Source organism: Streptomyces sp. NPDC002018 (genome assembly GCF_042890865.1).
Lineage (GTDB): Bacteria > Actinomycetota > Actinomycetes > Streptomycetales > Streptomycetaceae > Streptomyces.
Map to the genome: position 1 here is coordinate 130,417 of NZ_JBIASO010000019.1, position 13,777 is coordinate 144,193.

A 13,777-nucleotide genomic window follows, 5' to 3' on the forward strand; every position below is an offset into this window, starting at 1 on the left:
CACCGGCACCGGTGCGTCAACGCGGCCGGCCCGGCTGCGGCACGGCCGGGGCGGTGCGCGGCACCCGCTCCAGCGCCGTCCTGATCGTGGCGGCGGGGTCGGGCACCTCCAGCCCCAGGGCTCGAAGCCGGGCGGCCGCCTCCAGGACCGGAACGCCGAGGACGACGCGGGCCCGCAGGATATGCCTCAGCGGGACGGGCTCCTCGGCGCCCAGCCAGGGGCCGTCGGCCACGAAGTCGCTTTTCAGCAGTCTCATGGCGTCCGTCTCGATCCGGTCCGGCGGGAGAGCGCCGGAGACGCCCAGCCCGTAGACGGCGAGCCGTTCCGCCACATACGAGACCGGGACACGCAGTCCATCGGCGGCCTGGATCAGCAGGTACGGCGTGACCAGGCGATCGCTGTCGTGCCAGGGCCATCTCTCGTCCTGATCGGCGCTCAGTATCGCGAGGTCGTGGCGCTCGGTGTGCCACGGCAGCGGCCCGTCGGGGACACCCAGCCCGTAGGCGGCGAGGCGCTCGGCCGCCTCGTCGGGTGAGATCCCGAGCTGTTCCGCCGCCCTCATCAGATGGCCGACGGGAATCCGGCTGCCGCTCGCGAACCACCGCGGCCCTCCGGCGTCCTGGCTGAGCAGCACCTGATCCCCGTCGTCAAAAGGGCGCTCGGGCAGGACGCCGGGCACGGTCAGCCCAAGGGCACGGAGGCGAGCCGCCGCTCTGGACAGGGGCCAGCCCAGCACAGCGGCCGCCCGCACCAGATGGCCGGGAGGCACCGGCTCATCGAGATCGAGCCAGAACCGGTCAATGGCGGCCGGGTCGTGGCTGAGGAGCCGCTGATCGTCGTCGTCGGGCTGTTCGGGAATCGCTCCGAGCCGGGCGGTCAGCCCGTAGGAGGCCAGTACCCCGCGCAGGAAGGCGACCGGCTTTCCGAGCCGGGTGGCGGCCTGGATCAGATGCTCGGGGCCCACCGGCTCCGTAGCGGACAGCCACCTGGGCACCAGCGCTTCCCAGTTGTGGTCGAGGAGCGGCAGATCGTCCGGATCCGGCGCCTGCGGCATCCGGTCGGCGCAGGACACGTCGAAGCCGTAGCGCTTCATCCGGCCCGCGGCCTCACGGGTGCTGATGCCCAGTTGGACGTGCGCGCGCACGAGATGCCCCGGTGGCACCGGGACACCCGTGTCCAGCCATCGGGGCCGGCCGTCCATGGCCCGGCTGAGCAGGGCGAGATCCAGCGGATCGGGAACCGGGTCGTCTGCGAAGTCGGCGGCGGGCCGCGAGGGCGGGATCCCGAGGCCGGACATGCGGTGGGCGACCTGACGGCACGTCAAGCCGGTCTGCATCGCGGCCCAGAGAATCCGGCCCGGTTCATCCCGCTCGTCCACCGGGGCCCATCGTGTCCCGGGGCCTCGCTCACTGTCGCTGAGCAGTTTGAGATCCGACGGGACGGCCGTCAGCAACCCTCCCGTATCGGTGACCTCCGGCACCACCTCCGCCAACGCGTCGGTCTCGGCGCCGGGGCCGTGGGCGAGCAGCCGCCACAGCAGGACATGGTCCGGCGCGTCGCCGCCCACGGAACGCACATGGGCGGAGCCCAGCCGTGGCGCGTCCTTGCGCTCCTCCTCCATGGTTATGTGAGCGTCCGGTGGGAAGCAGCCGGCCACGGCGGTCTCGAAGCGCCGGCCGTTCAGGCGCAGCACGTATCCCCGCGCGGTGGCCTCCCGGGCGACGAGATCGGCCGCCTGGGGGCTCTCCTCCCCCACCGCGCTGATCCACTCGAAGTCCAGCAGCGGTTCCGCGGAGGAGACCAACTGCCCCGCCGCCGTAGCCAGAAGGCCCTTCACGGACGCGGAGATGTCGTCCAGGATCTGGGTGCGGTCCACCGACAGCCGCGGTGGGGACGTGGCACCGGCGAGATTGACCACCGCACCGCGCAGACCGTCACCGGCGTTGCCCGCGAGGACTCCCTGCCGTACCGCCGGGCGGGCCAGCAGACCGTCCACCAGCAGACCGCCGCCGTGCTCGCACCACACCACCTGGCCGTCCTGGGCGTCCCCGCGCCACTGGACGAGGCCCCCGTGCGCGTTGATCCCGGGCTCCTGCTCCCAGGAGGGGCGAACCCTGGGCTTCAGCACCCAGGGCTTCCACCTCTCCTTCTCGCCCTCGTGTTCCGCGACGGTGGTGAACTCGGCGATGCCCAGCAGCCGCCGCAGCACCTTCACACAGGACGGCGCCGTCGCGCCGTCGCGCAGATAGAGCCGCACCCAGGTGCCGCTCTCCCGTCCCATCAGCGCGGACTCGTCGATCCGGAAGAAGTGACCGGGTCCGGTGATGACGGCGGTCAGTTCCCGGCCCTTGCCGCCCTCGGCGTTCGTGTACCGCGTGGTGACCCGGATCTCGTCGGCGAGCATGAAGTAGCTCAGCACCCCGATGCCGAAGCGGCTGTTGGCCCTGAAGCGCACCGGCTCGTCGAGCACGCTCCAGCCCGCTTCCTCCTTGAGGAAGTCCGGTTGCTGGGTGAAGCGCGCCCCGGCCTGGGAGAAGACCCCCATCAGATCCTCCTCGCGCATACCGACCCCGTTGTCACGGCAGTCGAGGTAGGCACGGCCGGACTCGTCCCTGCCCTGTACGAGCCTGATCCGGCCGTTGTAGGAGGAGTCCCTGTCATCGGTCTGGAGGAGGGCGAGCTGGCGGGCCTGCCGGAAGCGGCAGGCGTCGAGGGCGTTCTGGTACAGCTCCCTGATGGCCAGCGCGCGATCTCCGTAGAGGTTCTCGCCCATCAGGAGTTCCTGGACGCTCTCGTCGTCGAGCCGGAAGCGGGGCACCTCGCTCCCGGAGACACGGTGTCCCTCGTCGTTGACGTGGCGCACCCCGTCGGCCCACGCGTGTCCGGGCACTCCCCGCAGTGCCTCCTGCGGCCCCTGGGTCTCGGCCGCGTGGCGCACGGCGCGCAGCAGGGTGTCCACCCGTGTGACATGTTCCCGGAGCGCCGCCACCACGGCGGGGTGCCGGCAGTCCGCGTTCAGCTCCCGGCCGTCCGGTTGCAGCCGCCACTCCGCCTTCCGGAGGATGCCGTGCAGATCGTCCAGGTCCACGGGGCCGGGAATGCCGACATGCTTGACGACGACCGGTGAGAGGTCCGTGATCTCGATCGCGAAGGCGTGGGCGACGGCGTACAGGACGCCCACCAGCCCGCCCCGCAGGGGCTGTTCGTCGAGATCACCGCTGAAGACCGGGTCGTACCGGTACAGCGAGGAACCCGACGTGCTGTCACACAGTTCGTTGAGTTTGAGGCGGGGGGCACCGAGCAGCCTGGCCACCCGGCGTTCACCGAGCACCTGCCAGATCGCGGAGTCGTCTCCCCGGCCGGCCGCCGACAGCATGGCCCTGACGGTCTTCGTGTGATCGAGCAGACCGTCCTGGACCAGCCACTGGTGGTAAAGCCACCAGCCGATCTGCGCCCTGCCCCTGTTCCGGCCCCGGAGAGCGGGCAGCTCCGCCCGGCGCACCAGCCGGTCGTATCCCTGTCTCCGCACGAAGCCGGCGAACGCCCCGCGTTCGGGGGTGTCGTCATGCTCGGGTGTGGTGTCGGACGCGGGCCGCCCGAGGTCCGTGGGCCCCACGGTCCGCAGCCGGGCCGCCAGCAGGGCCGTGGACACATGGTGGAGCAGCGGCAGCAGGGCGAGCAGCGCGGCCTCCCCGGGCAGGAGGGCGACGGGCGTGCTGTCCTGCGGCTTGCGCGCCGTCTTCAGGGCGAGCAGCAGGGACTTGCCGATCCGCTGGGCGAGTTGGCCGTCCCACCACGGGTCCTCGGTCAGCTCGCTCTCCGCCTCGTCGCGCAGAGCGGCCAGCCGGAGGGCGGCCGTCACGGCCTGTTCCTTGAGCGGCAGATGGTCGAAGTCCTCGGACGCGTAGCCCCAGACCGGGGAGGTCTCGACCAGACGGGCCCATGGGTCGTCCGGTTCGGTGACCGGTCCGTCCCGCTCGACGGCGTGGGCGCGGCCGGTGGGTCCCCCGGTGTTCCGGGCGGGCTGTGCCCGGTCGACGAGGGTCCGCCAGTACCGCTCGTCCGCTTGCTTCTCCCCGGCCCAGTCGCACCACAGGCGCACCAGGGCCCAGACCACGTCGGGATCGCGGGGCACCTGGGCCTTCGCCGGGTCCTCGGGCAGCCAACGGCTGATGGCCTGGTTGTGGATGACGCTCAGATAGGGCGGCTTGGCCAGCGCACTCGCCATCTCGTGGTGCGAGTACGGCAGCCGAGCGGCTCGCCTGGCGTCCTGGGCCCGTTTCTTGAGCACGGACAGTTCGTCGTACAGCCTGCGTGCGTCCCCCGTGGTGATGACGGGCCTCCTCGTGCCTCTCCCCGAGCCCGGAAGCGCCCGCAGCGGGCGGCTGCGGGCAACGTCGTGGCCAGCAGCTTAGAGCGGGTTCGCCCGTAGTGCCCCGCCTTCCTGACGGGCGGTGGGCCGTCCCCGGAGTCTTCATTCCGTGCCCCGGCGCCGGGCCGGGCCACGGATCTGGGGGTTCCCATGAGGAAGAACAAGCGCGGCACGGTGCGCAGGCTCGGACGGGCGGCCATGTTCAGCGCGGTACGCGGACTGGCCTCGGCGGCGGGGGCCGCGGTCCTGACGGGGGTCGTCTGGTGGGTGCGGAGCCGTTGAGCGGGTCCGGAGCCGTCGGACGACGGGACGGCCCGGGGGCGCGACTCGGCCCCGGGGCCGTGATTGGGACCGTGATTGGGGCCGAGTTCGGGGCCGTGCCCGGGGCCGACACACGGAGCCACGCTCGGGGCCGCGTTCGGGGCCGTGATTGGGGCCGAGTTCGGGGCCGTGCCCGGGGCCGACACACGGAGCCACGCTCGGGGCCGCGTTCGGGGCCGAGTTCGGTCGGCGGCCGTGGTTCAGTGCGCCGTCAGCAGCCGTACGCGGCCGCCTATCTCGATCGTGCCGTCGGGGCCGGGAGCCGTGATCAACTGCGATCCCCGGCCCTGGATGATGTTGAGGGCCCGGCCCAGTTGGGCCGTGAGCAGCAGGGCCGCCGCGCCGGTCGCCTCGTCCTCCACGATGCCGTCGTCACGGCGGGGGAACGCGCGGGCCCTGATCCGGCCCGCCGCCTCGTCCTGCCAGGCCCACGCGTAGAGCCAGCCCTCGCCGGGCGGCGGGGCGGGCAGCGCGTCGACCTCGGCGGCGGTGGCGTACTGGCGCAGGGTGCGCGGCGGGGCCCACTCGGGCCGCGCCGTGATCCAGGTGAACTCGCCGTCCTGACGGACCCACACCTCGCCCGCGGGCGGGTTCACGGTCTCCAGATCGAGCAGCCAGGCGGCGCCCACGAGCGGATGTCCGGCGAACGGCAGCCGCAGCCCCGGGGTGTAGATGTCGACCACTCCGCGCTCGGGGTCGTCGACGAACACGGTCTCGCTGTAACCGAGCCGGGCGGCGAGCGCCTGCCGCGCCGCCCGGTCGGGGTGGCGCCGCCCTTCGCGGACGACGCCGAGCGTATTGCCGTGTCGGCCGTCGGCACCGCAGAAGACGCTGAGTACGTCGATGTCAGTCACCCCGGCATTCAAGCATCACGGGGCACCGGTACGGACCCGGACCGGCGCGGAGCCACACGGAGCGGGCCGTACCGCCCCCTCGGCGGCACGGCCCTCTCGGCGGTACGGCCCCGTCGGCAGTACGGCCCCGTCGGCGGTACGGCCCCGTCCGGCAGCGGCGCGCGCGTCACGCACGCGCGGCGCGGCGCGAGTTACGCGATCTCCTCCTGCGCCGTACGGCGGCGCCTGGCCACGAACACCGCGGCCGCGCCCCCCGCGGCGATGGCCGCCGCGGCGCCCAGCAGCGAGCCGGCCGGAAGGTCGGAGCCGGTGGAGGCGAGGGCGCCGGAGCCGCCGACCGTACCGCCACCGACCGTGCCGCCGCCCACCGTTCCCGAGCCGCCGGCGCCGGCCGTGCCGGAACCACCCGTACCGCCCGCACCGCCCGTACCACCGGTGCCGCCCGAGCCGCCGCCCGTACCGCCCGTGCCGCCCGGCAGATCCGCGTCCTCGTCGAGCGAGACCGCGAGAGTCAGCGGGTCCAGGCCCGTGCCCGCCGGATACATCCCGCCGAAGGCCTTGGTGCCGTCGGCCGTGAGGGTCGCGGGTACGCCGCTCAGGGGCACCACACCGTCCTCGGCGGCCAGTTCACCGGCCGGGAGGTCCAGCGTGGCGACGGTCAGGTCCTGGTACGTGGCGACCTCGTGCGTCTCGCGGTCCTTGGTGGCGACATCGGCGACGAGCGTGCCCCTGCCGCCCGCCACCTCGACGCGCAGACCGCTGAGCCTGAGGTCGAGGACATACTCCCCGGCCTCCTCGTGGCCGAGGAAGCGGACCGTGCCGCCGAAGGACGCGGAGAGGGTCTGCGCGTCGGCGTCGAACGAACCGGTGCCCTCGGGGAAGCGGTAGGCCGCCCCCGACGGGGCGGCGCCGTCGCCGAGTTCGACCTTGCCCCGGGCGATCGGGCCGGTGATGTACGAGCGGAAGGACTCCTTGACGCCCCAGTCGAGATTGCCGTCGACGATCGCCCCGTCCTCGGCCGCCGGAGGCGTCGTGGGCGCGGAGGCCGTCGGGGTCGGGGTCGGCTCGCCGGTCGGCGGCTGGGTGGGCGGGGTCGTGCTGGGCGTGGGGGTCGGGCTGGACGGGGTCGGGGTGGGGGTGGGGCTCACCGGCGGGGTCGGGGTCGGGGTGCCACCGCCCGTGGAGTACCCGACGGCGAGCGTCGCCCTGTCCAGCACCGTGCCTTCCGCGTACATCCCGTTGAAGGCCTTCGCGCCGTCGGCGGTCAGGGTGGCCGGGATGTCCCTGAAGACCATCGAGCCGCTGCCCGTCTCCGGGCGGATGCCCGCCAGATCGATCGAGGCGAGTTCGATGTCGTCCTGCGTCGCGCCGTTGAGGGTGACGTCCGCCTCGATCGCCCCGGCCGTGCCCTCCGTGACCAGCTTGACGTCGGCGAGCTTGATGTCGAAGCCGTGGGCCGTGGAGGAGAACCGGACGGTGCCGTCGAAGTCCGTGGTCACATTGTGTGTGGCGGGGTCGTACGTACCCGTGCCGCCGGAGAAGGTGAAGGGGCCGTTGCCCGCGGCCTGGGTGGCGCCGTCGGCGGCCGAGATGGTGCCTCCGGCGATGCCCGTCACATACCTGCGGAACGACTCCTTCAGCCCCCATTCCAGGGTGCCGTCCTTCAGCTCCAGCACCGGGGCCGCGCCGGGCGCGGCGGGCGCTGCGGGCGCGGCGAGGGGCGCGGCGGCGGGGACACCGGCCGCGAGCGCCGGGATCGCGAAGGCGCAGGCGCCGAGGGCTGCCGCCGTCGCTATGGCGGCGGCGAGTGTGATGGGGCGGCGTGTGGCTGCCATGGTCGGGGTTCTCCTCGATGGTGTGGTGCGGTGAAGTGGTATGGGGGGCGCACGGGTTCCGTGCGGGGCGCGTGTGGTGCGCGAGCGGTGTGTGCGTGTACGCGTGTGGCCACGTGTGTGCGTGTGCGCGTACGTGTGTGTACGTGTGGGGGGGGAGGAGGGTCAGCTCTCGTCGGAGGCCGTGGCGCCCCGGCGCCTGCGGATCATGAGGACCGCGAGTGCGGCGGCTCCCGCGGCGACGAGCGCTCCCGCGCCGATCGCCGTGTACGTCCCGGCCCCCGAGGACGACGCCGCCGAGGACGCGGCGGCCGAGTCCCCCGTTCCGGCGGCGGCCCCGGTGGGGCTCGGGGAGGCGCCGCCGGACGCCGAGGGCTCCGGCGCGGCCGAGGCCCCGCTGCCCAGGTCCGGCAGGGCGGGCACCCGCGCCTTCTCGTCCACGGCGACCGCGAGCGAGACGGGATCCATCGCCGTGCCCGCCGTGTAGAGGGAGCCGAAGGCCTCGGCGCCCTGTGACGTCAGCGTGGCGGGCACCTCGGTGACCGAGGCGAGGCCCTTCTCCGGGGTGAAGTCCCGGGCGGGGAAGGTCACCAGGGGCACGGCTTTCCTGGGCGGGCTGCCCTCGGCCGCGTCGGTGACATCGGCGAAGAGCGTGCCCTTGCCCGCCTTCACCCGGACCGCCACCCCGGTCAGGGTCAGATCGAGGCCGGTGCCGGTGAAGCGGAGGGTGCCCGCGAAGTCCGCGTCGAGCGTCCCGCTCCTGGCGTCGTACGAGCCCGTGCCGCGTGGGAAGCGGAAGAGCGCGCCGCCGTCCTGGGCGCCGTCGCTCAGGGTCCATTTCCCGTTGGCGATGGGCCCGGTGACGTACTCGCGGTAGGTGCGGCGCACGCCCCAGTCGACGACGGCGGTACGGAACCGTCCCGCTTCGCGCCGCTCCGGCTTCTTCTCCGGTGTCCTGCCGGTCGGCCCGGTGGCGGGCCCGGTGGCGGGCCCGCCCGTGGACGGGCTCGCGGGCTTTCCGGCCCCCGCGACATCCACGGAGAGGCTGACCGGGTCGAGCGGCGTCCCCGCCGTGTAGTAGCCCGCGAAGGCGGTGGCCCCCTGCGAAGTGAGCCTCGCCGGGACGTTGTCGAGCGCCACCGGACTGCCGCCGCCGACCATGCTGATCCCGGACAGATCGAGCGAGGCGAGCGGGACCTGCGATGCCCTGGTGAGCCTGCCCGACCCCTTCGCCTTGCTGGTCATGTCGGCGTGGAGCGTGCCGACGCCACCGGAGATCCGTACGGTGGGCCGGCTGATCGTGAGATCGAGTTCATACGTTCCGTCGGCCTTCTGGTGGCCGGTGAAGCGGACCCCGCCGGAGAAGCCCGACCTGAAGGCTCCGGTCTCCGGGTCGTACGAGCCGGTGGCCGAGTGGAAACGGAACCGGCTGCCCACGGTGGCCGTGCCTCCGGTGAGCGCCCAGCCGCCCTGTGCGATCGGCCCGGTGACATAGCCGAGGAACGAGGACTTGATGCCCCAGTCGAGTCTGCCGCCCTGCACCGTACGGCTCGCCGCCTGTGCGCCGGCGGCCGGCAGCAGGGCCACCGGCAGCGCCAGAAGAAGCGCGGCGGCGAGGACGCGCACGGGTCTGAAGGACAGCATCGGGTCACTCCCACAGGTGAACGGACCCGGATACAGAACAGCCCGGGTCTGGCAAGCGAGGTAAGGCTAACCTAAGCTATCTCCGGTCCGGACTGGAACCCCTCGACGGCGGGAACCACGGCAAAACGTCACAGAACCCAGGCCCCCCGGAGGCCATGCCATGCCCCGGAACCCACGCCACAGCGCGGGCGACACAGCGCGGGCGACACGACAACGCGACATCGCGACATCGCGACAAACAGAATGAACAGGACGGTGCACTCCGTGCGCAGATCACGCCTGACGAGTGCGCTTCTCTCCGCGCTCGCCCTCGCCCTCGCCGTATCCGCCACCGCCACCGGCTGCGGCGGGGGTGGCGGGGACGGTGACGGCGACCCCGGCGGTACGGGGACGGCCGGGCGCGAGCGGTCCGCGGCGACGGCCGCGGCCGACCGGGTCGAACCCCTCGCGGGCACCCCGGAGCCCCGGCTGCCGGTCACGGTGGACTCGGCGGACGGCCGCGAGGTGACGGTCACCTCCACGGACCGGATCGTGCCGCTGACCGGCTCGCTCAGCGAGATCGTCTTCACGCTCGGCCTCGGTGACCGGGTCGTGGCCCGCGATATCACCGCCACCTTCGAACAGGCCGCGGAACTGCCGGTGGTGACCCGGGCCCACGACGTCTCGGCGGAGGGCGTCCTCTCGCTCAGACCGACCGTCGTCATCGCCGACACCACCACGGGCCCCGCCGAGGCCATCGGCCAGATACGGGACGCGGGCATCCCGCTCGTCGTCGTCGCGCCGGCCAAGAGCCTCGCCGATGTCGGCAGCCGGATCGACGCGGTGGCGGGCGCGCTGGGGGTCGAGGCGGCGGGGGCCAGGCTGAAGGAGCGTACGGACGCGCGGATCGCCGCCGTACAGAAGGACATTCCGGCGCGCGAGGGGGCGCGCAAGCCGCGCGTCGCGTTCCTCTATCTGCGGGGCTCGGCCTCCGTCTATCTGCTCGGCGGCGCCGACTCGGGGGCGGGTTCCCTGCTGGAGGCGGCGGGCGCGGTCGACGCGGGCAAGGAGTCGGGACTGCGCAAGGACTTCACGGCGATCACGAGCGAGGCGCTGGCGAAGGCCGCGCCCGACGCGATCCTGGTGATGACCAAGGGCCTCGCGTCCGTGGGCGGTCCGGACGGGCTGGTGAGGATCCCGGGGGTCGCGGAGACACCGGCGGGGATGGACCGCAGGATCGTCTCGGTCGACGACGGGGTGCTGCTGAACTACGGTCCGCGCACCGACGAGGTGCTGAGGTCGATCGTCAAGCAGCTCTACCCGAACGGGAGGTGACATGACGACGTCACCCGCCGCGCGCGATCACGACGAGGCCCGGGACCGCGCCCCGGGACCGAGCCCGGATCCGGGACCGAGCCCGGGTCCGAATCCGAATCCGAATCCGAGCCCGGGCCCGGATCCGGGCCGCCGGAAGCGCCGTCCCGGGAACACCGCCCTGCTGACCGCCGGGCTGCTCGGGGCGCTGGTCCTGCTCTGTCTGCTCTCCGCGGGCATCGGCGCGTACGACATCCCCCTGGGCGATGTCCTCGCCTCCGTCCGGCACCGGACGGGACTCGGCGGCGCCGCGCTCGACCGCGTGGGCGAGAGCGTCCTGTGGAACGTACGGCTGCCCCGGGTCGTGCTCGCGCTGCTCGTCGGCGCCTCGCTCGGCTGCGCGGGCGCGCTGATGCAGGGCGTGTTCGGCAATCCGCTCGCCGAGCCGGGGGTCATCGGGATCTCGTCGGGCGCGGCGGTCGGCGCGGTCGCCTCGATCGCGCTGGGGCTGAGCTTCTTCGGCAACTGGACGGTGACGGTCTGCGCGTTCGTCTCCGGGCTGGCGACCGTCCTGCTGGTGTACGCGCTGTCCCGCTCGGGCGGCCGTACGGAAGTGGTCACGCTGATCCTCACCGGCATCGCGGTCAACGCGTTCGCCGGGGCGCTGATCGGGCTCTTCATCTTCTTCGCGGACAACGCGCAGATCACCCAGATCACCTTCTGGCAGCTCGGTTCGCTGGCGCAGGCGACCTGGCCGAAGGTGCTCGCCGTACTGCCGTGCGCGCTGGCCGGTCTGGCGGTGGCGCCCTTCTACGCCCGCAAGCTGGACCTGCTCGCGCTCGGTGAGCGGCCGGCCCGCCATCTCGGGGTGGATGTGGAACGGCTGCGGATCGTGCTGGTGCTGGTCGTCGCGCTGCTCACGGCGGCGGCGGTCGCGGTGGCGGGGATCATCACGTTCGTGGGTCTGCTCGTCCCGCATCTGCTGCGCATGGCGAACGGTCCCGGCCATCGTTTCCTGGTCCCGGGCAGCGCGCTCGGCGGTGCGGTGGTCCTGGTCGCGGGCGATCTGGCGGCCCGTACGGTCGCCGCCCCGGCGGAACTCCCCCTCGGCGTCCTGACCGCGCTCTTCGGCAGCCCGTTCTTCTTCTGGCTGCTGCGCAGAACGCGCCGGAGACAAGGAGGTTGGGCATGACCGGCCCGCGCCCCGGGCGCCTCCCCGCACACCGTGCCACCCCCGCACCCCGCCCGAATCGAGGCAGTCGCGTATGAAGCTCAAGGAACTCCTCGCCGTGCGCGGGCGGGGGCGCGCCCTGCCCGCGCCCGCCGTGCCCGGGACTCCCCTCGCCGAGGTCCACGGGCTCCATGTCCGGCTCGGGCAGCGCGAGGTGCTGGCCGGCGTCGGTCTCGCCGCGCGCGCCGGGGAGGTGCTCGCGCTCGTCGGGCCCAACGGGGCCGGGAAGTCGAGCCTTCTCGCCGCGCTCGCCGCCGATCTGCGGCCCGACCGGGGTGAGGTACGGATCGACGGGCGCCCCGCGCACGCGTGGTCCGCGCCCGAACTCGCCCTGCGCCGTGCCGTGCTGCCCCAGGCCGCCGCGCTCGCCTTCCCCTTCCCGGTCGAGGAGGTCGTACGGATGGGCCGGGCGCCCTGGGCCGGCACCCCGCTGGAGGACGAGGACGAGAGCGCCGTCGCGGCGGCGATGGCGGCCACCGAGGTCACGGAGTTCGCCCGGCGGCCCTTCTCCGCGCTCTCCGGCGGTGAGCGGGCCCGGGTCGCACTCGCCCGGGTCCTCGCCCAGCGCGCCCCCCTGCTGCTCCTGGACGAGCCGACCGCCGCGCTCGATCTGCGCCACCAGGAACTGGTCCTGCGGGTCTGCCGGGAGCGCGCGGCGGCCGGGGACGCGGTCGTGGTCGTCCTGCACGACCTCGGGCTCGCGGCGGCCCACGCGGACCGGGCGGCCGTGCTGCACGACGGAGTCGTCGCGGCCGAGGGACCGCCCGCCGAGGTCTTCCGCGACGGGCTGCTGAGCCGGGTCTACCGGCAGCGGGTCGAGGTGTTCCCGCACCCCCGCACCGGCGTCCCGCTGGTCGTGCCGAAGCGGCCGGGACCGGGCGCCACCGCCGCCTTGACCGTTTCTTGACCCGCCCGTGGGGAGCTCGAAAGACCGCCTTGACCTGCCCATATCCCGGCGAGGAACGGGGAGCGGGAGTGAGAGCGGAATCACTGGACGAAGGGGGATGACGAAGGTAAGGCTCAGTTAAGTTAGGGCCGCCTCACCCTACATTCCAGACCCTGTCATCGTGGAGTCCCGCATGCGACCTGTCCGTCTCTCCGTTGTCACCGCCGCCGCCGCGGTGGCGGCCCTGGCCTCCGTCACGGGCTGCGCCGAGAAGAGCGACGCCACGGCCGGCGACGGCGCCGTCCGGGTCACCGCGGAGGACGACGCCTGCGAGATCTCCAGGAACGAGTTCCCGGCCGGACATGTGGAGCTGGCCGTCGAGAACAAGGGCTCCAAGGTCACCGAGGTCTATCTCCTCTTCCCGGACGACCGGATCGTCACCGAGCGCGAGAACATCGGCCCCGGCACCCGGGCGAAGGTCACCGCCGAGGTGAAGGCCGGTTCGTACGAGATCGTCTGCAAGCCCGGGATGAAGGGCGACGGCATCCGCCAGAAGGTGACCGTCACGGGCGGTACGGCCGTCAGGCGCAGCCCGGAGATGGACGCCGCGGTCGCCGGGTACCGCACCTATGTCCAGGCGCAGGCCGACGAGACGCTGCCGAAGGTCAAGGCCTTCACCGACGCCGTGCGCGCCGGCGATCTGGAGGTGGCGAAGAAGGCGTACGCCCCCTCGCGGATCGGCTGGGAGCGCACCGAGCCGGTCGCCGAGTCCTTCGGTGACATCGACCCCAAGGTCGATGTGCGCGCCGACGGTCTGGAGCCGGGCCAGGAGTGGACCGGCTGGCACCGGCTGGAGAAGGCGCTCTGGGAGGACGGGAAGCTCGGCCCGGAGACCACCGCGCTCGCCGACACGCTCGACAAGGACCTGGCCGACTGGCAGAAGCGGGTCGGCAGGGCGGAGATCACCCCGACCTCCATGGCGAACGGTGCGAAGGAACTGCTCGACGAGGTCGCCGCGGGCAAGGTGACCGGCGAGGAGGAGCGCTACAGCCACACCGACCTGGTCGACTTCAAGGCCAATGTCGAGGGCGCCCAGCAGTCGTACGAGCTGCTCAAGCCGGTCGCCTCGAAGAACGACCCGGCGCTGGTGACCGAGCTGGACAAGCGGTTCGCCGCGCTGAACACACTGCTCGACACCTACCGGGACGCCCCGGACTCCTACGAGTTCACCTCGTACGAGAAGGTCGGCAAGGCGCAGCGCAAGGAGCTGTCGGACGGTGTCAACGCGCTGGCGGAGCCGCTCTCCAAGCTCGCCGCCGCGGTCGTCAAGTAGTCGGGTCGGCC

At 73.1% G+C, this 13,777-nt stretch carries 9 protein-coding genes; 5 read left to right on the forward strand and 4 right to left on the reverse strand.

What is annotated here, in order from left to right:
* Positions 1-16: 16 nt before the first annotated feature.
* Positions 17-4,291, reverse strand: a complete 4,275-nt coding sequence (locus tag ACFYYH_RS27130) for a hypothetical protein (RefSeq protein WP_388556085.1) — start codon at positions 4,289-4,291, stop codon at positions 17-19.
* Between the two features lie 231 nt (positions 4,292-4,522).
* Here ACFYYH_RS27130 and ACFYYH_RS27135 point away from each other — a divergent pair, with 231 nt between their 5' ends.
* Positions 4,523-4,654: a hypothetical protein gene (locus tag ACFYYH_RS27135; RefSeq protein ID WP_388556088.1), complete on the forward strand. Its 132-nt coding sequence runs from the start codon at positions 4,523-4,525 to the stop codon at positions 4,652-4,654.
* A 239-nt stretch (positions 4,655-4,893) separates the two neighbouring features.
* Here ACFYYH_RS27135 and ACFYYH_RS27140 read toward each other — a convergent pair whose 3' ends face one another.
* The 3 genes from ACFYYH_RS27140 to ACFYYH_RS27150 form a co-directional block, all read right to left on the reverse strand.
* Positions 4,894-5,547, reverse strand: a complete 654-nt coding sequence (locus ACFYYH_RS27140) for a PhzF family phenazine biosynthesis protein (RefSeq protein ID WP_388556090.1) — start codon at positions 5,545-5,547, stop codon at positions 4,894-4,896.
* Between the two features lie 191 nt (positions 5,548-5,738).
* On the reverse strand, positions 5,739-7,382 hold the full coding sequence (locus ACFYYH_RS27145; RefSeq protein WP_388556092.1) for an HtaA domain-containing protein: 1,644 nt from the start codon (positions 7,380-7,382) through the stop codon (positions 5,739-5,741).
* 162 nt (positions 7,383-7,544) lie between these two features.
* On the reverse strand, positions 7,545-9,023 hold the full coding sequence (locus ACFYYH_RS27150; RefSeq protein ID WP_388556095.1) for an HtaA domain-containing protein: 1,479 nt from the start codon (positions 9,021-9,023) through the stop codon (positions 7,545-7,547).
* A gap of 243 nt (positions 9,024-9,266) precedes the next feature.
* On the opposite strand from ACFYYH_RS27150, the gene ACFYYH_RS27155 reads away from it, so the two are divergent.
* From ACFYYH_RS27155 to efeO, 4 genes are all read left to right on the forward strand, one after another.
* On the forward strand, positions 9,267-10,337 hold the full coding sequence (locus ACFYYH_RS27155; RefSeq protein ID WP_388556097.1) for a hemin ABC transporter substrate-binding protein: 1,071 nt from the start codon (positions 9,267-9,269) through the stop codon (positions 10,335-10,337).
* Position 10,338: 1 nt separating this feature from the next.
* Entirely contained in the window at positions 10,339-11,508 is a 1,170-nt protein-coding gene (locus ACFYYH_RS27160) for a FecCD family ABC transporter permease (RefSeq protein WP_388556100.1), read from the forward strand.
* A gap of 73 nt (positions 11,509-11,581) precedes the next feature.
* Positions 11,582-12,454, forward strand: coding sequence for a heme ABC transporter ATP-binding protein (locus ACFYYH_RS27165; RefSeq protein WP_388556103.1), 873 nt, complete (start codon positions 11,582-11,584; stop codon positions 12,452-12,454).
* 172 nt (positions 12,455-12,626) lie between these two features.
* Positions 12,627-13,766: an iron uptake system protein EfeO gene (gene efeO, locus ACFYYH_RS27170; RefSeq protein WP_388556106.1), complete on the forward strand. Its 1,140-nt coding sequence runs from the start codon at positions 12,627-12,629 to the stop codon at positions 13,764-13,766.
* Positions 13,767-13,777: the final 11 nt, after the last annotated feature.